Source organism: Sediminicola arcticus (genome assembly GCF_040566695.1).
GTDB lineage: Bacteria > Bacteroidota > Bacteroidia > Flavobacteriales > Flavobacteriaceae > Sediminicola > Sediminicola arcticus.
On record NZ_JBEXAE010000001.1, the window covers coordinates 437,675 to 461,171 of the forward strand.

At 38.1% G+C, this 23,497-nt stretch carries 17 protein-coding genes and 1 tRNA gene; 10 read left to right on the forward strand and 8 right to left on the reverse strand.

Features of this window, described 5'->3' with window-relative positions; genetic code table 11:
• Positions 1–239 precede the first annotated feature (239 nt).
• Positions 240–848, reverse strand: a complete 609-nt coding sequence (locus tag ABXZ36_RS01970; protein ID WP_354613780.1) for a superoxide dismutase — start codon at positions 846–848, stop codon at positions 240–242.
• Between the two features lie 103 nt (positions 849–951).
• On the opposite strand from ABXZ36_RS01970, the gene ABXZ36_RS01975 reads away from it, so the two are divergent.
• From ABXZ36_RS01975 to ABXZ36_RS01990, 4 genes are all read left to right on the forward strand, one after another.
• Positions 952–4,086 (forward strand): UvrD-helicase domain-containing protein, encoded by a 3,135-nt coding sequence (locus ABXZ36_RS01975; protein WP_354613781.1) that lies wholly within the window; start codon positions 952–954, stop codon positions 4,084–4,086.
• 12 nt (positions 4,087–4,098) lie between these two features.
• Positions 4,099–5,292 carry a glycine C-acetyltransferase gene (gene kbl, locus ABXZ36_RS01980; protein WP_354613782.1) on the forward strand — a complete coding sequence of 398 codons (1,194 nt, stop codon included), beginning with the start codon at positions 4,099–4,101 and terminating at the stop codon, positions 5,290–5,292.
• A gap of 114 nt (positions 5,293–5,406) precedes the next feature.
• Positions 5,407–6,747 (forward strand): OmpA family protein, encoded by a 1,341-nt coding sequence (locus ABXZ36_RS01985; RefSeq protein WP_354613783.1) that lies wholly within the window; start codon positions 5,407–5,409, stop codon positions 6,745–6,747.
• A 149-nt stretch (positions 6,748–6,896) separates the two neighbouring features.
• Positions 6,897–9,647 (forward strand): PD-(D/E)XK nuclease family protein, encoded by a 2,751-nt coding sequence (locus ABXZ36_RS01990; protein WP_354613784.1) that lies wholly within the window; start codon positions 6,897–6,899, stop codon positions 9,645–9,647.
• A gap of 5 nt (positions 9,648–9,652) precedes the next feature.
• On the opposite strand, the gene ABXZ36_RS01995 is transcribed toward ABXZ36_RS01990, so the two are convergent.
• From ABXZ36_RS01995 to ABXZ36_RS02020, 6 genes are all read right to left on the reverse strand, one after another.
• Entirely contained in the window at positions 9,653–10,366 is a 714-nt protein-coding gene (locus tag ABXZ36_RS01995) for an SDR family oxidoreductase (RefSeq protein ID WP_354613785.1), read from the reverse strand.
• A gap of 207 nt (positions 10,367–10,573) precedes the next feature.
• Positions 10,574–12,469 (reverse strand): 1,4-alpha-glucan branching protein GlgB, encoded by a 1,896-nt coding sequence (gene glgB / locus ABXZ36_RS02000; RefSeq protein WP_354613786.1) that lies wholly within the window; start codon positions 12,467–12,469, stop codon positions 10,574–10,576.
• Positions 12,470–12,477: 8 nt separating this feature from the next.
• Positions 12,478–14,109 carry a trehalose synthase gene (locus ABXZ36_RS02005; protein ID WP_354613788.1) on the reverse strand — a complete coding sequence of 544 codons (1,632 nt, stop codon included), beginning with the start codon at positions 14,107–14,109 and terminating at the stop codon, positions 12,478–12,480.
• Positions 14,110–14,112: 3 nt separating this feature from the next.
• The gene (locus tag ABXZ36_RS02010) at positions 14,113–16,050 is read right to left on the reverse strand and encodes an alpha-1,4-glucan--maltose-1-phosphate maltosyltransferase (protein WP_354613789.1); all 1,938 of its coding nucleotides are present in this window, start codon (positions 16,048–16,050) and stop codon (positions 14,113–14,115) included.
• Between the two features lie 1,013 nt (positions 16,051–17,063).
• Positions 17,064–17,137: transfer RNA gene (locus ABXZ36_RS02015), tRNA-Ala, on the reverse strand.
• Positions 17,138–17,209: 72 nt separating this feature from the next.
• Positions 17,210–18,010, reverse strand: a complete 801-nt coding sequence (locus ABXZ36_RS02020) for a universal stress protein (protein WP_354613791.1) — start codon at positions 18,008–18,010, stop codon at positions 17,210–17,212.
• Positions 18,011–18,064: 54 nt separating this feature from the next.
• On the opposite strand from ABXZ36_RS02020, the gene ABXZ36_RS02025 reads away from it, so the two are divergent.
• The 4 genes from ABXZ36_RS02025 to ABXZ36_RS02040 are packed head-to-tail and all read left to right on the forward strand — an operon-like array spanning position 18,065 to position 21,211.
• Positions 18,065–18,565, forward strand: coding sequence for a GNAT family N-acetyltransferase (locus tag ABXZ36_RS02025; protein WP_354613792.1), 501 nt, complete (start codon positions 18,065–18,067; stop codon positions 18,563–18,565).
• A gap of 12 nt (positions 18,566–18,577) precedes the next feature.
• Positions 18,578–19,912 (forward strand): MATE family efflux transporter, encoded by a 1,335-nt coding sequence (locus ABXZ36_RS02030; RefSeq protein ID WP_354613793.1) that lies wholly within the window; start codon positions 18,578–18,580, stop codon positions 19,910–19,912.
• A gap of 25 nt (positions 19,913–19,937) precedes the next feature.
• Positions 19,938–20,705: an enoyl-CoA hydratase/isomerase family protein gene (locus tag ABXZ36_RS02035; protein WP_354613794.1), complete on the forward strand. Its 768-nt coding sequence runs from the start codon at positions 19,938–19,940 to the stop codon at positions 20,703–20,705.
• Positions 20,706–20,734: 29 nt separating this feature from the next.
• Positions 20,735–21,211 (forward strand): DUF4199 domain-containing protein, encoded by a 477-nt coding sequence (locus tag ABXZ36_RS02040; protein ID WP_354613795.1) that lies wholly within the window; start codon positions 20,735–20,737, stop codon positions 21,209–21,211.
• 141 nt (positions 21,212–21,352) lie between these two features.
• On the opposite strand, the gene ABXZ36_RS02045 is transcribed toward ABXZ36_RS02040, so the two are convergent.
• On the reverse strand, positions 21,353–21,991 hold the full coding sequence (locus ABXZ36_RS02045) for a 2OG-Fe(II) oxygenase (RefSeq protein ID WP_354613796.1): 639 nt from the start codon (positions 21,989–21,991) through the stop codon (positions 21,353–21,355).
• Between the two features lie 245 nt (positions 21,992–22,236).
• Here ABXZ36_RS02045 and ABXZ36_RS02050 point away from each other — a divergent pair, with 245 nt between their 5' ends.
• Together ABXZ36_RS02050 and ABXZ36_RS02055 are read left to right on the forward strand one after the other, a co-directional pair.
• Positions 22,237–22,689, forward strand: a complete 453-nt coding sequence (locus ABXZ36_RS02050) for a 6-pyruvoyl trahydropterin synthase family protein (protein ID WP_354613797.1) — start codon at positions 22,237–22,239, stop codon at positions 22,687–22,689.
• An 8-nt stretch (positions 22,690–22,697) separates the two neighbouring features.
• Positions 22,698–23,474, forward strand: coding sequence for a UDP-2,3-diacylglucosamine diphosphatase (locus ABXZ36_RS02055; RefSeq protein WP_354613798.1), 777 nt, complete (start codon positions 22,698–22,700; stop codon positions 23,472–23,474).
• The last annotated feature ends 23 nt before the right edge of the window (positions 23,475–23,497 follow it).

Genomic DNA, 23,497 nt, shown 5'->3' on the forward strand with positions numbered 1-23,497 from the left:
TTAGTACCGCCATAGCATAAGTAGGTTAAGTTTATGGTAAGATTTGGGATGAAAAGGGTGGAGACTTCTCCACCCTTTTCTATTTGCACCATTCTATTATATAAACCACGTTCTCAAATTATACTATTAATTATCAGCCCATTACCCTCATTAATAATTCTTTTGATCACACCCCATAAAGCACAAAAAAAGCCACCTTACGAATGGTAAGGCGGCTTGTAATACCAAAGTCTTAATTATTATTTGTTGGCTTCGTAAAGCGCTGCTACTTTATTCCAATTGATTATATTGTAGAAATGTGTGATATAGTCAGGTCTTCTATTTTGGTAGTTTAGGTAATACGCATGCTCCCAAACATCTAGCCCTAATACTGGAAATCCACCACACCCAACTTCTGGCATTAAAGGATTATCTTGATTTGGTGTGGAGCAAATTTCTAATTTACCTCCTTTATGCACACATAGCCATGCCCATCCAGAACCAAATCTAGTGCCTGCAGCCTTTGCGAAAGCATCTTTAAAACTGTCATACGATCCAAATGCTGAATTGATGGCATTAGCCAATTCACCTTTAGGCTCACCGCCACCATCTGGGGACATTATTTCCCAAAACAAGGAGTGATTGTAAAATCCTCCTCCATTGTTCCTAACCGCTGCGTTGGACATATCCAAATCAAGCAAAATGTCTTTTATAGACTTCCCCGCAAGTTTGGTTCCTTCAATAGCGTTGTTCAAATTGGTCGTATATCCATTGTGATGCTTAGTATGGTGTATTTCCATCGTTTTAGCATCAATATGTGGTTCCAATGCATCATATGCATATGGTAATTTAGGTAATTCAAAAGCCATAATTATATAGTTTTATTGTTAATTATTTCTGTTTCTCAAATTTAAGGTTTTAAGACGCAAATTCCATTAATTTTTTGTTAAGAACTGTGCAGGAATCCTTATTTTGCAAATAAAATTAGTGCAGGACGCCAACTACATAATATATAATGCCTCTGCAGGGTCGGGCAAAACGTTTACCCTAACCAAGGAATATCTTAAAATTATTCTTGCTTCGAGTTCCAACCGTAGTTTTCGCCAAATATTGGCTATAACCTTCACCAATAAGGCGGTGAATGAAATGAAACAACGTATTTTAGGCAGTCTTTTTAATTTTGGGGAGACCACTTCTTTAGAAGACGCATCCCCGATGTTTCTGACCATTTCCGAAGAGTTACAAATGAGTGCTGAAGACCTTCAAAAAAAAGCTAAAAAAACTTTAAAGGAAATCTTGCACAACTATGCTTTTTTTGATGTGTCCACCATAGATAAATTCACCCATCGTCTTATCCGTACCTTTGCGAAGGATTTAAAGATACCCCAAAACTTTGAGGTAATCTTAGACACTACCCTCCTCTTAGACGAAGCCATAGCGCGATTGATCAACAAGGCGGGAACCAATGAAGAACTGACAAACGTATTGTTGGATTTTGCTTTGGAAAAAGCAAATGAGGACAAGAGTTGGGACATAAGCTTGGACTTAGCCAAAATTGGAAAGTTACTCTTTGATGAAAACCACTCAGATCATCTGAAACAGCTTGCAGATAAGAAAATTGGGGATTTTTTGGTTTTGAAGAAAAAAGTACGTTCAAATATCACCGAGAATGAAGAAAAACTATTGTCTTCTGCTCAAAAGATCTTGGAAATCATCAATAACCATGGATTGGAGTTCGTTGATTTTAAATCGGGCTATTTCCCTAAATTTATTACTAAGATTGTCGAAAAAAATTTCGTGATGGACTTTAGGGCGGGATGGAAACAAAATTTTGAAAACGAGCCCCTTTACACGAAAAAATGCCCTAATACTACAAAGGCTGTTTTGGATTCCCTCCATCCTCAATTCACTGAACTGTTTCATATTATCAAGCGAGAAGCAACAGCACTGTTGTTCCATAAAAACGCCTACAACAATATTGTTCCGCTCACAGTGTTAAATGCCATTCAGCAAGAGGTAAAAGCGTTGGAGTTGGAAAGGGACCAATTGCCAATCTCTTCTTTTAACAGCATTATATCAGAAGAAATTAAAAACCAGCCTGCCCCGTTTATTTATGAGAGGCTGGGCGAAAAGTACCGTCATTATTTTATAGATGAATTTCAGGACACTTCGCAGATGCAATGGAACAATCTTATACCTTTGATAGGGAATGCCTTGGAAAGTGAGGACCTTCTTGGGCAAAAAGGTTCTTTGTTATTAGTAGGTGATGCTAAGCAGGCTATTTACAGATGGCGCGGTGGGAAAGCAGAACAATTTTTAAATCTAATCAATCTAGAAAAAAATCCGTTTATTTTTTCCCCTGACACCAAAAATTTACCTGCCAATTACAGGAGTTGTGAAGAGGTAATTAAATTTAATAATGATTTCTTTACCATTACAAGCTCCTTTCTAAATAATGTGGCCTACAACCACCTGTTCCTTGAAGGAAATAAACAAGAATACAATTCCAAAAAGAGAGGTTTAGTCTCTATTGGCTTTATTGAGGAATCGGAAGACATGACCGAAAATGAACACTATTGTGCACAGGTACTCAATTCCATTAAAGAAGTAAGGGAAAAGGATTTTGGATTAAAGGATATCTGTATCCTTACTCGTAGCCGTAAACACGGAATTTTAGTGGCAGACTTTCTCATGAAGGAAGGTATTCCAATCATTTCTTCTGAAACCCTTTTATTGAACAGCAGTCCAAAAGTTCAATTTTTGATAGCCCTACTGAAATATTCCATTGACCCTAATAATAAGGAAATTGCTTTTGAAATACTCTATTTTCTATCTGAAGAAAAAGGGCCCAATCATCATTTTATAGCATCACATATAGCGGCAGTAGGCGCTCTATTAAAAAACGATTATGATTTTGATGCCAAATACTTAAAACAACATTCGGTTTATGACGGATTGGAACATGCCATAAAACAATTCAATCTGATAGAAAATTCTGATGCTTATATTACCTATTTAATGGATACGGTCCTGGAAGTGGAGCAAAAAGAAGGAACCAGCCCACATTCTTTCCTAGCCTATTGGGAAAAGAAAAAAGAGAAACTAAGCATTACCGCCCCAGAAAGTGTGAACGCAATTCAAATAATGACCGTTCATAAATCCAAAGGATTGGAATTTCCCATTGTAATATTCCCTTATGCCAATGAACAAATCTATAAAGAAATAGACGCGAAATTATGGATCCCTGTAGATGGGCATTCCTTCAATGGCTTTGGAGAACTTTTGGTGAATAAAAAACAAGAGGTATTAGACTATGGGGAAACGGCCAGCCTTCTCTACGAGGAAGAGCAGCATAAATTAGAATTGGATGCCTTTAATGTTTTATATGTTGCGCTTACCAGAGCCGTAAATGCACTTTACATACTCACCAAGAAAGACCTAAAAAACGATGGGCAGTTTAAAACGGATTGTTATTCAGGATTGTTCATCCATTATTTAAAAGAAAAAGGAATATGGGATCTTTCCAAAAATACATATTCGTTTGGCGAGCTTAACTTTGCATTGGAAAATGAAAACCAGATGATAGAACAACCACCCGTACCTTATGCTCTTACTTACAAGGATAGACCAAGTTTTAATCTCATCACCACCTCGGGATCGCTATGGGAATCAGGAGCAGAAATAGCCATTGAACAAGGAAACGTCTTGCATCAGTTGTTGAGCTTAATCAAAACTGAAGTAGATGTAGAACCAGCCCTTACCTTAATGCAAAGAAATGGTCAAATTATCCACCAAGAAATAGACTCGCTTAAAGGCGTACTTCTAAAGATTGTTCATCATCCCGAATTAGAAAAATTTTTCCTTTCCGACGCAATTGTTTGGAATGAAAGGGATATAATTACCCAAAACGGGTTAATTTTGCGACCAGATAGAATTGTGTTGCAAGAAAAAGTAGTGACGATTATAGATTACAAAACAGGATTAAAAAGTATGACGCACCATGCACAAATCAATGAATATGAATTGGCCATGGAAGCTATGAACTATAAGGTTCAAAATAAGATTATCGTTTATATTAACGATACCATAACACCAGAATTCATTTAACACCTTAATGACATGTACGGAAGTATTCAAAAACATTTACAAGAAGAATTACAAAACATAAAGGATGACGGTCTATATAAAAAGGAACGTGTCATTACCTCTGCTCAGGGAGCGGTAATCAAAATTTCAACAGGACAAGAGGTCATTAACTTTTGCTCCAACAATTATTTAGGCCTTTCTGCTCACCCAGAAGTAGTAAAAGCCGCAAAGGATACATTGGATACCCATGGCTTTGGAATGTCATCGGTGCGTTTTATTTGTGGAACCCAAGACATCCATAAAGAACTAGAACAAAAGATTGCCGATTTTTATGGCACGGAAGATACTATCTTATATGCTGCGGCCTTTGATGCAAACGGGGGAGTTTTTGAACCCCTACTAGGGGCGGAGGACGCTATAATTTCAGACTCGCTTAACCATGCGTCAATTATTGACGGAGTGCGTTTATGCAAAGCTAAGAGATACCGTTATGCCAATAATGACATGGCAGATTTGGAAACCCAACTGAAACAGGCTAATGCAGATGAAGCTCGTTTTAAGATTATTGTAACTGATGGAGTATTCTCCATGGACGGCCTTTTGGCTCCTTTGGATAAGATCTGTGACCTTGCAGATAAATATGATGCGATGGTAATGATAGATGAGTGTCACTCTGCAGGATTTATTGGAGAAACCGGACGCGGCACCCTTGAAGAGAAAGGGGCAATGGGTAGAATTGATATTGTCACGGGAACATTAGGAAAAGCCCTTGGAGGAGCCATGGGGGGGTACACGACAGGTAAAAAGGAAATCATTGAAATTTTAAGGCAACGATCCAGACCTTATCTTTTCTCCAATTCTTTAGCCCCAACTATTGTAGGCGCCTCTATAAAGGTATTTGAGATGTTAGATAAAGATACCTCTTTACGTGACAAGCTTCAAAAAAACACGACGTATTTTAAGAAAGGTATGAAAGCTGCCGGCTTCGATATCATTGAAGGAGATTCGGCCATTGTTCCGGTCATGTTATATGATGCCAAACTTTCACAACAAATGGCAGAAATGCTTTTGGAGAAAGGCATCTACGTCATAGGTTTTTTCTTTCCTGTTGTACCAAAAGGGAAAGCTAGAATCCGAGTACAGCTTTCTGCTGCACATGAAATTGAACACTTAGATACAGCAATTCAAGCATTTACAGAGGTTGGCAAAGCTTTAAACGTTATCTAAAAGTCCTAATACATCAAATCAATTTAGTTAAAAAAAATAGGAAATTGATTTTGTTAATAATTTTTAACAACTTACATTTGCAGCTAATAAACACTTAAACTTAAATTTTAATACATGAAACATCTTAGCAAATTATTAGTTGTGGCCCTACTTGCGTTAGGAGTAAACAACTTACAGGCGCAGGACGAAAACAACCCATGGCAGGTTAGTTTTGGTGTTAACGCAATTGACGTTTATCCAACTGATGCTTACAGCTCATTTGGTAACGAATATTTTAATGTAACTGATCACTGGAATATTCTTCCTTCTATTTCCTATGTTTCTGTATCCAAATATGTTGGTGACGGATTTTCTGTTGGAGTTAGAGGTTCTTTAAATAGAATCGATAAGCTAGGAGATTTAAGAGCAGATGATCTTTCTCACTACGCTACTGACGGTATTATTAAATATGCCTTTTTGAAAAACACAAAATTAGATCCTTTCGTTGAAATCGGAGGTGGTTATACTTGGGTTAATGAAATAGGTGCTGGAACTGTTAATGGAGGTGTTGGTCTTAACTACTGGTTTTCTGATAACATCGGTTTAACTGTACAGACTTCTTACAAGCACGCTTTTGAAGATTACGGCGTGAAACATTTTCAACATTTAGCTGGTATCGCCATTAAATTTGGTGGAACTGATACTGACGATGATGGAATTTATGACAAAGACGATGCATGTCCAGAAGTTGCTGGTCTAGCTATTTTCAACGGATGTCCTGATGCTGACGGTGATGGAATCGAAGACAGCAAAGATGCTTGTCCTAACGAAGCTGGTTCAAAAGAAATGAACGGTTGTCCTGATACTGACGGTGATGGTGTTGCTGATAAAGATGACGCTTGTCCTACAGTTGCCGGTCTTCCTGCTTTAGCTGGATGTCCTGATACTGACGGTGATGGTGTTGCTGATAAAGATGATGCTTGTCCTAGCGAAGCTGGTCCCGCAGCAAACAAAGGATGTCCTTGGCCTGATACTGACGGAGATGGTGTATTGGATAAAGATGATTCTTGTCCTGAAGTTGCCGGAACTGTTGCTAACAAGGGTTGTCCTGAAGTAACTGAGGAAGTTCAGAAAAAATTGAACGACTATGCAAGAACAATATTGTTTGACACTGGAAAATCTTCTATTCAAGCTGCTTCTACTTCAGTAATGGTAGATATCATCTTGATCTTGAAAGAATTTCCAAATTCTAAATTTACAGTTGAAGGACACACTGACAGTGTTGGTAGTAATTCTTTAAACCAAAAATTATCCGAAGAAAGAGCTAATGCAGTAAGAGAATTCTTAGTAAAAGAAGGTATCGGAGCTGACAGGTTAAATGCAATTGGATATGGTGAAGATAAGCCACTCGCTACCAACAATACTAAAGCTGGTAGAACTCAAAACAGAAGAGTAGAAATTAACTTGATCAAGTAATCATAATCAAGATCATTTCTTAATCATAATTAAAAGCTCCGCAATCGCGGAGCTTTTTTTATTTAATGCTCTTTTGATAGCATTCCTATTTGCATCCAAAAACTCTTTTATATCCCTATATTTATGCTCCTATTTTAAGTTGTGTATCTATGAAGAGTTTTCTTGAAGAAGTAATGGAGGAGGTCCTACTGAAATACGGCTCACTCGAGGAAATAACATTTGTATTGCCTAGTAAAAGAGCTGGGACATTTTTGAAAAATAGTATAAGTAAAACCACTTCTAAAACCGTCTTTGCACCAGAAATATATAGTATAGAAACCTTTGTAGAAAAGATAGCTAATTTGAGCTATGCCAATAATACCGAACAATTATTTCATTTATACGAGAGTTACCTCAAAACAACTTCAGGGGAACAAGAAAATTTCTATGCCTTCTCTAAATGGGGACAAACACTTTTACAGGATTTCAATGAAATAGACAGATACCTTGTGGATGCTAATGCTATTTTATCTCATTTATCAGCTATCAAAGAAATCGACCATTGGTCTTTACAGGAAGGAAAGACAAAAATGATAACAGATTATTTAAAGTTTTGGAATAATTTACAAGGGCTGTACGAAGCATTTAATGCATCATTATTAAAAAAAGGTCTTGGACATCAAGGTCTGGTATATAGAAAGGCAACTGAGCAATTAAAGGACTATTTGGCAACTAAGCCCAAAGCAATTCATGTTTTTGTTGGCTTTAACGCTTTGAATACGGCAGAATCCAAAATAATACAAGATATTTTGGAAACCTCTCCCGGTGAGATATACTGGGACATAGATCCTTATTTTTTAGAAGATAACATCCATGACGCTGGACATTTTATTCGGCAACATTTTAAAACTTGGAATTATCTTTTGAACCAGCCTAAAAAAGGGGTTAAAGAAAATTATCTCGAGAAGAAAGATATACAGATTATAGGGCTGCCCAAAAACGTCACTCAGGCAAAATATGTAGGGTATCTTTTAGAAAAAATACATGGCACTAGCAAAGAGCAACTTAAAAATACCGCTGTTGTCTTAGGGGATGAAACCTTGCTGAACCCTATTATGAATTCCGTTCCAGAAACTATTGAAGGTGTTAATATCACCATGGGATATCCCTTGCACAATAGTCCCTTAGCAAGTTTTTTTGCGCAATTCTTTGAACTACACTCTAATAAAGACCCTCAAGGGTGGTATTTTCAAGATCTTCTAAATTTTCTATCCCATCCTTACACAAAAATCTATTTGACAGAAGAGGGTGTAGATGGTTCCTACTTATTAAGTGAGGAGATAAAATCTAAAAATTGGTCGTACATAAGCTATGTCAAGATCTGTTCTGTTATTCCTTCGGAAATTTCCAACATCCACAATCTCTTTTTTAAAGAGGACCATTCTATCAATTCGTTTCTAGAAATTTGCTCCAAGGTTATTATTGGCCTAAAAGATCCTTTTAAAATAGGAGGCCAAGATTTAGGAATGGAATACTTATACCGATTCCACGAACTATTCAACCAATTGACCGAATTGATAAGGCAATACCCATTTATATCCGATCTGAGATCACTCATTAGTCTGTATAAGGAGTTATTATCATCGGAAACCTTAGATTTTAGGGGAGAACCCTTAAAAGGACTTCAGATCATGGGAATGCTAGAAAGCAGGAATCTTGATTTTGAGACAGTAATCCTCACTTCCGTAAATGAAGGAATCCTACCTTCTGGGAAAAACAACAACTCCTTTTTGCCATTTGATCTAAAAATTGCCTACGGCCTACCTACTTACAAAGAAAAGGATGCGGTATACACCTACCATTTTTACAGGCTTTTGCAACGTGCCAAACACGTCTATATTTTGTATAATACGGAACCTGACGTACTAGAAGGAGGTGAAAAAAGTAGACTGATAGCACAATTACTAACAGATAAAAATAGAAGTAAGGATATTACAGAACTAGTAGCTTCTCCAGAAATAAAGACCTCCATAAAAAAGGTCTATACCATACCGAAAGATGGACCACTAATGCAAAAAATAAAAGGTCTGGCCGAAAAGGGGTTTTCGCCCTCTTCCTTGACCAACTACATTCGGAACCCTATAGACTTTTACAAACGGAGTATTTTAAGGATAGATGACGTAACTGAAGTAGAAGAAAACGTGGCTGCAAATACATTTGGCACTATTGTCCACGATTCCTTAGAAGAGCTTTATATTCCTTTTATTGGCAAAAAGCTGACCAAGGAGGGGCTTCATTCTATGGTTCCTTTGATCAAAACAGTAGTTAAAAATCACTTTGTAAAAAATTATGTCGATGGGGATATAAGCAGGGGCAAGAATTTAATAGCATTTCATGTAGTACTGCAATACATAGAAAACTTCGTTAAAGCTGAACTTGAAGAGATAAAGGACCATGAAATTAAGATTTTGGGCCTTGAAGAAAATTGGAATACAACGTTGGAAATAAAAGGATTGCCTTTTCCTGTAATCCTTAAAGGGAAGTTGGACCGTATTGATGAAAGAGACGGGATTCTCAGAATTATAGACTATAAGACGGGAAAGGTAGCATCAAGAGATGTGGAAGTATACGACTGGAAAGAGCTGATCACTAATTACGATTTCAGCAAGGCTTTTCAATTACTGTGCTATGCTTATATGTACAATAGTAAGCAACCAATACATAGGTTGGAGGCAGGAATTATTTCGTTTAAAAACCTTAAAGAAGGCCTCCTGCGCTTTGCCACCAAACCAAAAAAAGGCGACCGAAACAAGGATATAGTTATTACCCAAGAAACTATCACCCTATTTCACTCTGCCCTAGAAACCCTGATTTTAGAAATTTGCAATCCGGATATTCCCTTTATTGAAAAAGAGATCTAATATTCTTATTTTAAATCCGGTCTTGTTGGTCTCACTTCAATCTTGCTAGGCAAGGTTCTCGGATTCATTTTTAGAAGGTCTAACACCAATTCCCCTATATCTTCAGGTTGAATTTTCCATGCATCTGCCTCTGATGGTTTATGGTCATTAAAATGAGAAGCTACCGACCCTGGCATTATGGTGGATACTTTTATATCGTATTTACGCAAATCTAACATGGCAGCTTGTGTAAAACCAACCACGCCAAATTTTGTGGCATTGTACCCTGCCCCACTAGCAAAGAAATTTGTACCCGCCAAACTAGCCAAAGTAATATAATACCCTTTAGAGCGCTTTAGAGCTTCTACGGTTGCTTTTAAGGTGTGGAAGACTCCATTGAGATTGGTATTTATCATTTGATGCCAATCGTTCTCTGAGAGCTCATCTACAGGTGCAAAATGTCCTACACCCGCATTTGCCAGCACAACATCCAATTGGCCCCATTTCTCCAATATGTCTTTTACTGCTAATTCCTCATCCACGTGTTTGGCAACATCCGATGCTATTGCCAATACATTGTCTGCAGTACCCAATTCTTTGGCCGCTTTTTGAACCGATTCTAAATTTCGTCCACTAATGGCAACCTTCATTCCAGCTTTTAGTAATTGTTCTGCCACTCCAAAACCAATTCCTTTGGAACCTCCAGTGATATAAGCTACTTTATTCTTTAAATCTTGCATGTCTCTTTCTTTTACGTGAAATTATAATTATGGTAGCTCAATTAAAAATGTTCTGCGTTATTGTTTTCTTAAAGGAAAGTATCTAACACTAAACCAAAATACTATCTAAAGAGTAGCCCTGTCCATTTAAACCCATAAAAAAAGGAAAAATTGGACAGGGCCATAGTAAAATATATAAAACAAATTACGCTATATAAATTATAGATCCTATTGGAAAATTACAATCCCAAGCGGGGGAATGTTAATTCTTACTGATTTTTGGAGGCCATTCCATGGAGTATTGGATGACTTAATATTGGTATTTACCATCCCACTACCCCCGTACTTTTTGTCATCACTATTAAAGATTTCTTTGAACTTGCCAGATTTTGGGACTCCAATATGATAACTCTCCCTTGGTATTGGGGTGAAATTACAGGCAATGAAAAGGTCATTTTTTTTGTCGTGCCCTTTTCTGGTATAGGTTAAAACTGAATGCTCGTCGTCCCCATAATCGATCCATTGAAAACCTTCGGGACTAAACTGCTTTTCATAAAGGGCAGGATAACTTTTATAAACTTCATTTAAATCTTTTACCATTTGTTGCACCCCCGAATGGAAATCATATTGTAGAAGATGCCAATCCAGACTAGTCTCGAAATCCCATTCGGAAGACTGACCGAATTCTGCACCCATAAACAACAAATTGGTGCCTGGATGGGTATACATATACCCCAATAACAACCTTAGGTTTGCAAAGCGTTGCCATTCATCACCAGGCATTCTATATAGAAGTGACTGCTTTCCATATACCACCTCATCGTGGGAAAAGGGAAGCATGAAATTTTCTGTAAAGGCATACGTCATACTAAAAGTAATATCATCCTGATGATGCTTCCTGTAGACGGGTTCGTTTTTAAAGTAAGTCAGTGTATCATGCATCCATCCCATCATCCATTTCATTCCAAACCCTAACCCCCCTAAATGTATTGGTTTAGATACGCCTGGAAAGGCTGTTGATTCTTCGGCAATGGTCTGCACCCCATCAAAACTCTTATACACCTCTTCATTAAGCTCCTTTATAAAGGCTATAGCATCTAAATTTTCGTTCCCTCCGTACATATTGGGTTCCCATTCTCCATCCTCTCTGGAGTAATCCAGATAAAGCATAGAGGCCACAGCGTCTACCCTTAGGCCGTCTACGTGATACTGGTCTAGCCAATAAAGGGCGTTGCTAATCAAAAAAGCTTTCACCTCGTTTCGTCCGTAATTAAAGATTAAGCTCTTCCAATCTTGGTGGTATCCCTTTCTTCTATCCGGGTGTTCGTATAAGTGGGAACCGTCAAAAAAGCCAAGTCCGTGAGCATCTTCAGGGAAATGGGAGGGTACCCAATCCAAAATGACCCCAATATCGTTTTGGTGCATTTTATCCACCAATAATTTAAATTCTTCTGGACTTCCAAAACGGCTTGTTGGGGCAAAATATCCAGTAAGTTGGTAACCCCATGATGGATCATATGGGAATTCCATGATAGGCATGAATTCTACATGTGTAAAACCCATTTCCTTCACATAGGCCACTAACTCTTCGGCCATTTCGGAATAGGATAAAAATTCCTTGTCATTTTTCTTTTTCCAAGATCCCAAATGTACCTCGTAAACGGCATAAGGTCTATCCAGTCCATTTTTGTCAGCTCTATAACCCATCCAAGCAGTATCTTCCCATTTATAGCTGTCCTCCCAAACCACGGAAGCGGTTTTCGGAGGGTGCTCACATGATCTTGCAAAGGGATCTGCCTTTTCCGTTTTCATATCATAGTTATGGGATTGGATTTTGTATTTATAAACAGTACCCTGGCCAACACCTGGTACAAAACCTTCCCAAATCCCACTGCCATCCCAACGCACATTTAATTTATGGTCACCTTCAAGCCAATAATTGAAATTTCCTACCACCGAGACAGATTTAGCCGTAGGTGCCCAAACGGCAAAATAAGTGCCCTTTTCTCCATTTACCTCAATGGGATGCGACCCTAACTTATCGTATAACCTATAGTGTTTTCCTGCCTTGAACAAGTTTATATCGAACTCTGAAAATAAACTATGCGATATGACTTTTCCCATGTATTCTTCTAATTTGACTCGTTAATTATACTCAATATCCCTTGCAGGGGAATTACCGCCCATTGGGGCCTTGAATTCATTTCATATCCCAATTCGTAAACAGCTTTCTCTAACATACAGTACTTCAATATAAAGATACGCTCTTGGGAGTACCCAATGTTCAGATTATGTTCCCTTACCAATCCAACGTAACTACCCATAAATACCCCTATAAAATAGCGATACAAGATTTCCCCAGCCTTGATCAATTCTTCTTGACTATAAGGGAATTCTTCTCCATGGCTAAATATAGTTGAATATATAGCATAATGAAAGGAACGGAAGATTCCTGCCACATCCTTTAATGGAGGTTGTTTCACCTTTCGGTCTCTAATGGTGCTTTCCGGCTCCCCTTCAAAATCCAATAAGTAAAAATCATCATCTTTCACTAAAATCTGTCCTAAATGATAATCTCCGTGAATTCGTATACGTTCTCCCTTAAGTTTAGTCCAATCAAAATTGACAAACCGCTTTCGTATTTCGTTCTTCCGCTCTAAAAATTCCTTTCCAAGATCTAAAGAAAGGCCCTTTAAACGATGCATGTTGTTCTCCACAATATTCAATCGGTTCTGGAATTGATAGAGTAATCTATTCTTAAGCCATACCTCATAGTCTCCATTAAAGTGGGTTGGCGTAAATGCAGTGTCTCCAAATTCAGAACCCAAGGCAATGTGCATTTCTGCTGTACGCTTGGCCAATACTTGAAGTTTAAGGAAGATGTTGAGTCCGGCCCAATCAATTATCTGATGCGGTACATCGTTGATTGCAAGACTGGCAAAAATGGGTACTTCGGGTAAATTAGTGATATTAATATTTTTATATTCGAGATTGCCATAGATCTTCTTAACCTCTTTTAGCATATAGTCCCAGGCATCTCCCTGATTGGGAACCAATTCCTGCATAAGCGCCACAGTAATGTTAAAGTCATCTTCTACCACATTAATACTCCCTTGGTAAGCAGGGGTGTTCTTATATCCCTTATGCTCAGAAAGAAAACAGCTCATTTCATAGTCCGGATTTTTATCCGAATAAATACGTCTAAAGAATTTGATGACAGATTTATCATTAATTATAATGGAGGTATTACTCTGTTCCATTCCCATGAATCGTGAAGACACATATTCGGTGTCGTGGAAATTGACGCTTTTGTGGTACCTCACCTTTGTTGTATCGTTGGGAACAGAATTTACTATTCGCTCAAAAACAAGTTTTCTAAACGCTTCAAGATTAAGGGCATCAACGATAAATCCTTCCTGATTCTTTATGGACAATGGCAAAATCCGTTCCTTCTCATCAAAACTGCCATCAGAAATAAAGGCAATAGGTAAAAAATAATGTTGAAAAAAAGCTTCTTCAAAATTGACCTCTAACAACAACCCATAATAGACCTCTTCGTTTTGTTGTATCCTAAAATATTTCTGAAGTTCAATATATTTCAACTTGCTGGACTTACCTCCATACCAACGCTGCTTCACAATATAGTTCTCCAGCACATCTGACAAAAAGGCCTTGGTAAATCTTTCATCCTCCATTAAGGATTCCCATGGGGTATCAAAAGTATATGGGGGTTGTGCTATTGTATCTTTCTTTGCTTTTCCCATTATTTACTTATTTATATGAAACACATGAAATGGTAAGGCAGGATTTAATTCTACATAGTTCCACTCTGTGCTCCAATTATAACTATTTCCTGTTATGGCATCCCTCAAGGAAAATGAATGCCCCGCATTAAATCCCAAAGATGACAACGGCAGCTGTACAAATCCTTGCTGAGCATGATGGGAATCTAGACTAATAACTGTTAAAGTCTCATCCGATCTATCATCGCTCCATTTATAAAAGGCAATCAAATTATTGTTCTCTATATGACAAAATTGAATATTATTGGTCTGCTGTAGGGAGGCATGCTTCTTACGAGCCTCATTTATTTTTGTGATCAGATAGGTGATTTTATTTTCAATGGTCCAATCCCAATGCCTAATCTCATACTTTTCACAATTTAGGTATTCTTCTTTCCCTGGCATGGCGTCTGAGACCATATATTCAAACACCGGGCCATAAATCCCTAAATTACCGCATAGTGTCCCCGCCAAAACATATCTAATAAGATGCATTGTCTCATTGGAGCCCTGAAGGTGATAGGGGTTTATATCTGGGGTGTTTGGCCAAAAATTAGGTCGATAATATTCCTTCATTTCCGACTGTGTGAGCTCGGTTAAATATGCCATAAGCTCCCCTTTGTCTACCCTCCAAGTAAAATAACTATAGGATTGTGAGAAACCCTGTTTGGCCAATTGTTGCATTACCTTTGGTCTAGAAAATGCCTCAGCAAGGAACAGCACCTCAGGATGTTTCTTTTTAACCTCATTAATTAACCATGCCCAAAAATAATAAGGTTTTGTATGGGGATTATCTACCCTAAATATGGTCACCCCGCAATTGACCCAATGCAGTGCCACGCTGAGCAACTCTTCCCATAATTCTTTATACGCTTTGGTTTCAAAATAAAAATTGACAATATCCTGATATTTTTTGGGCGGATTTTCGGCATATTGCATCGTGCCGTCAGGCCTTTTTCTAAACCACTCAGGGTGGTCCGTAATGTAAGGGTGGTCAGGTGCCGCCTGAAAGGCCAGGTCCATGGCTATTTCGATCCCATGATCTTTTGCCCTTTGTATTAAATGCTTAAAATCACCCTCTGTCCCTAATTCTGGATGAATGGACTTATGCCCTCCCAAATGGGATCCTATAGCCCAGGGCACCCCGGAATCACCTTCTTTGGCATTTGTTGCATTGTTCTTCCCCTTTCGGTTTTTTTCGCCAATGGGATGAATAGGCGGAAAATAAAGGGTGTCAAATCCCATCCCTGCTATTCGTGGCAATAGGCGTTCACAATCCTTGAAAGTCCCGTGTTTTCCTATCTCCGATGCTGCTGAACGAGGGAAAAATTCGTACCAGGTACTAAAATTTGCCTTTTTGCGATCTACATACACCTGTAAGGTTTTACTTGTATTTACAAATAACCGTTGTGGATGTTCAAGGAACATTCGGGATAGTTTTCTAGAAGTAGCCGTTTTTATTGCGCTTTCATAGGCATGCTCATCCTCAAACTCCTTGATCCATTGGATCACCTCTTCCTTCTCACTGGAAGATACCATTTTTGAAATGTAGGTAATATATTGTATCCCATCTAAAAGCTCACTTTTTACATATTGCCCATCTTTTAACTTAGCTTCAATACCGTGCTGCCAGTTTAAGGCATAATCTACCCATCCTCTTACGCTATATTCATAAAATCCTTGTTTGTCAACTGTAAAGGAAGCAGAGTACAAATCGCTCCCAAGGTGCCTCATATGAATAGTTGAGGTGTTTTTATCCTTTTCATGTCTGCATAAAACTTCCACCTGAATAACATCATGTCCATCAGGGAGCACGTCCGCTGTAACGGTGACCGTTTCCCCTACGACCCTTTTGATAAAAAAACTGCCAGATTCTAGTTGAGGCGCTATGTTTTCTATTATTACGCGATGTTGTCTTAACATAATATAATTCGGTTTAGTTGTGCTATATGAATTTTTCCGTTCTCAATATACATTAATTAATGACGTTATTTTCTATAATCTGGAGCTTAATTCAGTTGAAAAATAAATCTAATTTAACGGTTTGCTTTTTCTAAGTTCGCCCTGCTCATTCGCTTAAATAGCTCTCAAATGATGCCGTGTATAATGGCGATTATCGGAGAGATTTACTTTAAAATTGGAATGTCATCAACTTTAAATCCTTATACCAAAAAAAAACAAAACTCAAATTCCAGATTCCCCAGAATCTAAGTTTGCGCTTTTTCATTTTAGCACATTAAATCGACACTATTTTGACAAACATTTCCTCATCAAAACTTTTTGGAGAGAAGTAAAAATAAAAGTTTGGCTACTCGTAAATATAGAATAAATTTTAAAAAACCCCGAACTCAATAAGGGGCTTCCTATGGTGAAGCACTGTTTATCTTAAATTGAAAACAGTGGTTTTGAAGCTTTAAGCTCACTAAGCATCCCTTTGCAATTACAAATCATTTTCCGTTTCCAAGTATCGTAAATAAGCTCTAATACGAAAATTATAAAAAAATAAATTTCTTTCTTAGGGCTGTGTTTATGACACAACAAAAATTAAAAAACATTCCTTTTTACACAGATTTATTAAGCCCATTATCAAAACTTTTGCTTTTAAGTTTTATTTTATCTTTCAATCCAAACCAGCTATAAGCAAAAAAAAGAATTCCAAACCATCAATAGCCTAACTAACTGTTATTCATCTAATTTCTTGAGGTAATTTTTAAGTAAGGAAGTTTGAAATAAAGCCATTAATTAGTATGTATTTTAACAATCCTAAAAGTAGGAAATACCACGCTAAATAAACTTAAATGAGTTCTTTCAATACAAATAAGACCAATTAATGTTAAATTTTACCTCAAAAGGAAGGAGTTTTCAAAAGTGTGCACAAACTGTGCATTGCTAAAAATGAAAAAGCCCTCACATCTGTGAAGGCCCGTATTTACTAGTGGAGAATACCGGAGTCGAACCGGTGACCTCTTGCCTGCCAGGCAAGCGCTCTAGCCAGCTGAGCTAATCCCCCTTTTTGGCTGCGGCAAAGAAAATACTTTTTCACATGGTATCAAAATGCATCTCCAACAAAAAACAACCCTTACTAATCTTTTTTCACACTTAGCACCAATACAGGTACTGGAGCATAAAATTCTGACTTAGGAATCGTATTTTTTTCCCACAAATTCTTGAAAAATCCACGTTTTCTTCTGAATACACAAAGCAAATCCGGGTGTTGGGATCTAAAATGCTCTAAAACCCCCATATAGGTAGTGGAGTTTTCTGTAAGTGTAAGTTGTGAGCTTATATCCATTAGGGCCGTGTTAATCTTAAGATCATCATCAGTGTATCCTGGGGTTTTTACCATTAATAAGTTCACCTTGGAACCAAACTTTTTTTGGATGCCCACTAACGGATCCAAAATTCGTTTTCTTTTTAAAATGCCCGATTTAAATGCCGTCAATATCGATTTAAAGGGCTTGAAAACAGTCCCTTTGGGTACGATCAAGGTAGGGATATCCGTTCTTTTTACTACCCTTCCAGACGTATTACCCAAATAGAGTTCTTCCTTTATATCGTTGCTTCTAGGAGAGATAATTATCAAATCGATTCCCAACTCCTCATCAATGGATACCAACCCGTCTATTAAATCCCCATTATAGGTGGCAATTTTAATTTCCACACCTTTAGCATCTACCTTGTCTATGACCTTCTTCAAATGCTCCCTGCTACTTTCGGCCACTTTTTCTTGAAGGTTGGCCAGTGTCCCGGCGCCGGTACCCTTCACATTAAATACCTCCATTACAAAAACCTTCGAGGAAAATTCAGTGGCAAAGTCAACTGCATATTGCAATGTTTCGTGGGCTTCAGGAGAAGTCCCTATAGGAACCAAAATATTTTTCATAATAAGGTTTTTCGAATTTATAAGTTAAATTTACAATTAAATTAAAATCTACACATGATCCGACCCGCAAAGTTAGGAGAAATGACCGACATAATTGCAATCACAAAAGCATGTGCAGCGCAATTGATCAAAAACAATATTTTTCAATGGAGCCCTTCCTATCCTACCATAAGCATTTTTGAAAATGACATCCAAAGAAAAGAACTCTATGTCATGGAAATTGATGAAAAACCTGTGGGGACCATTGTTATTTCTACCCATATGGACCAGGAATACATCCCCGTCAAATGGCTAACACCATCCTATAATAATTTATATATCCATCGATTGGCAGTGCATCCGGATCATCAAAAAAAAGGATACGCCCAACAGCTAATGTCTTATGCCGAAAATCAAGGTCGGGCAAACAAGTATGCCTCCATACGATTGGACACCTTTAGCCAGAACAAACGCAACCAGCTCTTTTATGAAATAAGAGGCTATCAAAAGCTGGGCGATATCTATTTCCCAAAACAAAGCATTGACCATTTTCATTGCTATGAACTGGTGCTTTAATCCCATTTTTATTTGAAAACTGCCGTCAATTTTAGGACCATAAACAACCTCGCCATTCCCGCTACCATTGCAGGAATAGCAGAACCCATATTATCCATTACGGATACTGCCATTGTAGGGAATATCCCTGTTGATGGATTAGAATCCTTGGCGGCGGCGGGTATCGTAGGCTCCTTTCTATCCATGCTCATCTGGGTTCTTGGACAAACAAGAAGTGCCATCTCTGCAATTATTTCCCAATATTTGGGTGCAGGAAGGTTGGAAGAGGTAAAGTCATTGCCCGCTCAAGCAATTTTTTTGAATATTGCCCTTAGTTTGGTTATCCTACTATCTACCATTTTCGTAATTGAGGAAATATTTCGCCTATTGAATGCCACTGGGAAGATTTTAGATTACTGTGTAAAATACTATGCCATTAGGGTGTGGGGCTTTCCTCTGACCCTCTTCACTTTTGCTATTTTTGGAATTTTCCGTGGTCTTCAGAACACCTATTGGACGATGCTCATAGCCATTACTGGCGCGGTACTAAACATATTTTTGGACTTTTTACTGGTCTATGGTTTGGAAGGGTTCATCTCTCCCATGTATTTGGAAGGAGCCGCCTATGCCAGTTTAATTTCCCAAGGGGTTATGGCATTCATGGCCTTTATTTTCTTGATTGTCAAAACCGATATTAGTCTTAAGCTCCGTTTTCCCTTGCATCCAGAACTAGGTAAATTAGTGGTGATGAGTTTAAATTTATTTGTCCGGGCACTGGCCTTGAACACGGCTTTGATATTGGCTGTTCGGGAGGCGGCCGCCCTCGGGGACCGCTACATTGGGGCACACACCATAGCAATCAACCTATGGCTGTTCTCCTCCTTTTTTATTGATGGCTATGGGGCGGCTGGAAATATTATGGGCGGAAAGTTGTTGGGTGCCAAAGATTACAACGGACTTTGGAAATTGGCAAAAAAAATTACACTATACGGCATGGCCGTAAGTATTGTCTTGATCATTTTGGCTTTTGTTTTTTACTATCCAATTGGAAGACTCTTCTCCAACGAAACTATTGTTTTGAATACTTTTTATGGGGTCTTTTTTATCCTGATATTAAGCCTCCCGATTAATACAATTGCTTTTGTCCTAGATGGCATGTTCAAAGGAATGGGAGAAATGAAGTACTTGAGAAATGTATTATTGTCTGCTACCTTTTTAGGGTTTGTACCGGTCTTGTTTCTAACCAAATATTTTGGGTGGGGGTTTAGTGGTATTTGGATTGCATTCTTAGTTTGGATGGCGATACGGGGCGGTGCTCTGGTATGGAAATTTAGAAGGAAATTTCGCCCCCTCTTGCAAAACACCTAATTTTGGGATAGACTAAATGATAACTATGAGTACCACAAGAACAAATGGAAGTTTATATACTTTTATAGAAAACAGAATCGCTACCGTAGAATTTGGTCATCCTGCAAGTAATTCGTTTGTTTCCGAACTATTGGCAAGACTTGCCGATGAATTGAAGGAACTATCCAACAAGGAAGAAGTTTCCGTAATCGTCCTTAAATCAGAAGGGGACCGTGCCTTTTGTGCCGGTGCTTCGTTTGATGAACTAGTGGCGGTTTCCAATTTAGAAGAGGGAAAAGCATTTTTTAGCGGGTTTGCCAATGTAATCAACGCCATGCGTACCTGTAAGAAATTGATAGTTGGACGCGTACAGGGCAAGGCCGTGGGAGGTGGTGTTGGACTAATTGCCGCCTGTGATTATGCTTTTGCCGTGGAAGATGCAGCAATTAGATTATCCGAACTCGCTATAGGTATCGGTCCTTTTGTTATTGCACCTGCCGTGGAACGAAAAATAGGCATTGCCGGACTGGCGGAACTTTCTTTGGCACCATCTGAATGGATGAATGCCTATTGGGGTAAAGAAAAAGGCCTTTTTGCCAAGGTATTTACCAACAGCAGGGAAATGGACAAGGGGTTGCAACTATTTACCGAAAACTTGGCATCGTATAACCCACAAGCCCTAATGGACATGAAAAGTATACTTTGGGAAGGAACTGCCCATTGGGATACTTTGTTAATGGAAAGGGCAGAGCTTTCTGGGAAATTAGTACTCTCTAATTTCACCAAACAAGCATTGGATAAATTCAAGAAATAAATTTTTATATTTACAGCATAATTATAGCCGTGAAAAAGTACAGTTTAGAAATCAAATGGGGTATTATTTTTGCCATTTCTTCCTTGGTTTGGGTGTATTTTGAGAAAGTCATGGGCTGGCATGATGAGTTGATTGCCCAGCAGCTTATCTATACCAATTTATTTGCCATTGTGGCCATTGCAATCTTTGTTCTAGCGCTAAAAGAAAAGAGAAAGAAGGATTTAGGGGGTAAAATGTCCTGGAAACAAGGCTTTATAGGCGGCATCATTATCAGTATCGTGGTGGCTATTCTAACCCCATTAACACAGTATATTGGCAGCATGTGGATAGCCCCAGATTTTTTTCCTAATATCATCAGCTATATGGTAGAGACCGGGAAAATGACCCAAGCGGGAGCCGAAAATTATTTTAACCTTAAAAGCTATATGATACAAGGAACTTTCGGAGCCCTTACCATGGGCGTGGTTACCTCCGCCGTTGTAGCACTCTTCCTAAAAAAGCAATAACAACCTCAATACATATTCAATAGTATGGATATATTATCATTCTTAAACGGAAATTTCATTTTTCCGATCCTAGCCTTAATTTTAGTGGTAGTTTATTTCGTCAACAGAGTAAGAAACCAAAAAAAATTTAAAAGATAAATACTATCTGGTCTTTAGCCATCCTGTGATACTCAATCTGTTTTGATTGGCTGTTTTCACCTCGTGCTCCAATTCTTGGCTCTCAAAGATGACCATACGCCCCTGTATTGGCAATATCTCTAAGGTCTTTTCTTCATCATCCTCTTGGATATAAATCGCTAGATTCCCCCCATACTCAGGTTGCCAATTAGGTTCGTTCAGGTAAAGTGCGATGGATAATTTGCGCCTATCGTCATTTTGAAATGTATCCAAATGTCGCTTATAGAAGGTACCTTCCGGATAAAGTGCGTAATGAAACTCTTTATGGAGGATTCCCAGAAAGCAGGTTTGATTCAGATAATTGGCAAATTCGTTTATTTTGGCGAAGAATAGTTTTTCTGCCTCTTCCTGTTCTTTTTCATCCATCCAAAGTATAAAATCTCCCCGAATATACTTTACAATCAATTCCTTGCTTCCACTCCCAATGGCTGCCTTCTTAAATTGATCTTCTTCAAACTTGGACAATAGACTGTTTCGTAAGGTCAAGATCTCCCCAGGGGAAAAGAAATCATCTACAATGCTGTACTTTTGGGCCAATAGGTCATTAATGACCCCTTCATAAAGCGGGATCTCTTTAAAATCCGAATGTTCAAAAAGTTCCATATCCAATATTTTAAAAAAACCCGCAAATGTAATTTATTAATGCTTTAAACCTTCATTCTAAATATATCGCCCAAAACAATTTACAAAAGCTATCGCTTAAAGACAAAGAACGTCTATTTTGCCATTCATAGAAGCATCATTTAAAGATCATTGGTATCAATAATTTTCAAGGAAATTCTTTTTGATGGACAACTAAAGCGTTTGGTTTTGCAAGAATCCATACTTTTGTAGTGCAAATAAACAATATGGGCAATATCAGGATTACTAAGCAATTCAGTTTCGAAACAGGCCACGCACTTTTTGGCTATGATGGCAAGTGCAGAAACGTTCACGGACATAGTTATAAATTGTCTGTGACAGTCATTGGCAAGCCTATTACAGACACCTCCCATGTTAAATTGGGGATGGTCATAGATTTTACTGATTTAAAGAAGATTGTAAAAGAAGAAATTGTGGATCAATTTGACCATGCTACTGTTTTTAACAAAAATACACCTCATGTAGAATTAGCCAAAGAACTCATGAAAAGGGGCCATAATGTAATTTTGGCGGAATACCAGCCTACCAGTGAAAATATGGTTTTGGATTTTGCGGATAAGATAAAGATGCGACTGCCAAAAAATATCCTCTTGCATTCCTTAAAACTACAAGAAACCGAGTCTTCCTTTGCGGAGTGGTATGCCAGTGAAAACCTTTAATGAAGCCCATGGAGAAGATAACAATTCCAAAGGGCAAGAAAGTTTATTTCTCAAGTGATAATCATTTGGGAGCGCCTACTATGGAAGCTAGTCTCCCGAGGGAAAAAACATTTGTTGCATGGTTAGACCATGTGAAAAAAGATGCCGCTGCAATCTTTTTATTGGGTGATCTTTTCGATTTTTGGTTTGAATATAAGACCGTGGTTCCTAAAGGCTTTACCCGGACGCTTGGAAAATTGGCAGAAATCACAGATGCCGGAATTCCAATCTATTTTTTTGTAGGCAACCACGATCTTTGGATGCACGGTTATTTTGAGGAAGAATTAAACATCCCTGTTTTCCATAAGCCCCAACAATTTAAATTGAACGATACTACGTTTTTTATTGGGCATGGTGATGGTCTGGGTCCCAAAGACAAGGGGTTTAAGAGAATGAAAAAAGTTTTTAAACATCCCGTTTCTAAATGGGTCTTCAATTGGCTACATCCTGATTTGGGGGTGAAATTGGGGAAATATCTATCCGTGAAAAATAAACTCATTTCTGGGGACGATGATGCTAAATTTTTAGGAGCGGAAAAGGAGTGGCTTGTGCAATATGCCAAAAGAAAGTTGGAAGAAGACCATTACGATTATTTTGTTTTTGGCCATAGGCATCTACCGTTACATATTGCACTAAATGATCAATCGAACTATATTAACCTAGGCGATTGGATACAATATTTCACCTATGGCGTTTTTGACGGACAGACCCTAACCTTAGAGACGTATACACCAAAAGAAAATTAGTTAATCCTCCATATTCTTCTCAA

What these genes read in the sequence shown, in the direction of transcription:
- ABXZ36_RS02035 (WP_354613794.1), top strand. Translation starts at nt 19,938, where the DNA reads ATGAGTACCACAAGAACAAATGGAAGTTTATATACTTTTATAGAAAAC.
- ABXZ36_RS01985 (WP_354613783.1), top strand. Translation starts at nt 5,407, where the DNA reads ATGAAACATCTTAGCAAATTATTAGTTGTGGCCCTACTTGCGTTAGGA.
- ABXZ36_RS01970 (WP_354613780.1), bottom strand. Translation starts at nt 848, where the DNA reads ATGGCTTTTGAATTACCTAAATTACCATATGCATATGATGCATTGGAA.
- ABXZ36_RS02020 (WP_354613791.1), bottom strand. Translation starts at nt 18,010, where the DNA reads ATGAAAAATATTTTGGTTCCTATAGGGACTTCTCCTGAAGCCCACGAA.
- ABXZ36_RS01995 (WP_354613785.1), bottom strand. Translation starts at nt 10,366, where the DNA reads ATGCAAGATTTAAAGAATAAAGTAGCTTATATCACTGGAGGTTCCAAA.
- kbl (WP_354613782.1), top strand. Translation starts at nt 4,099, where the DNA reads ATGTACGGAAGTATTCAAAAACATTTACAAGAAGAATTACAAAACATA.
- ABXZ36_RS02010 (WP_354613789.1), bottom strand. Translation starts at nt 16,050, where the DNA reads ATGTTAAGACAACATCGCGTAATAATAGAAAACATAGCGCCTCAACTA.
- ABXZ36_RS02055 (WP_354613798.1), top strand. Translation starts at nt 22,698, where the DNA reads ATGGAGAAGATAACAATTCCAAAGGGCAAGAAAGTTTATTTCTCAAGT.
- ABXZ36_RS02050 (WP_354613797.1), top strand. Translation starts at nt 22,237, where the DNA reads ATGGGCAATATCAGGATTACTAAGCAATTCAGTTTCGAAACAGGCCAC.
- glgB (WP_354613786.1), bottom strand. Translation starts at nt 12,469, where the DNA reads ATGGGAAAAGTCATATCGCATAGTTTATTTTCAGAGTTCGATATAAAC.
- ABXZ36_RS02025 (WP_354613792.1), top strand. Translation starts at nt 18,065, where the DNA reads ATGATCCGACCCGCAAAGTTAGGAGAAATGACCGACATAATTGCAATC.
- ABXZ36_RS01990 (WP_354613784.1), top strand. Translation starts at nt 6,897, where the DNA reads ATGAAGAGTTTTCTTGAAGAAGTAATGGAGGAGGTCCTACTGAAATAC.
- ABXZ36_RS02005 (WP_354613788.1), bottom strand. Translation starts at nt 14,109, where the DNA reads ATGGGAAAAGCAAAGAAAGATACAATAGCACAACCCCCATATACTTTT.
- ABXZ36_RS02045 (WP_354613796.1), bottom strand. Translation starts at nt 21,991, where the DNA reads ATGGAACTTTTTGAACATTCGGATTTTAAAGAGATCCCGCTTTATGAA.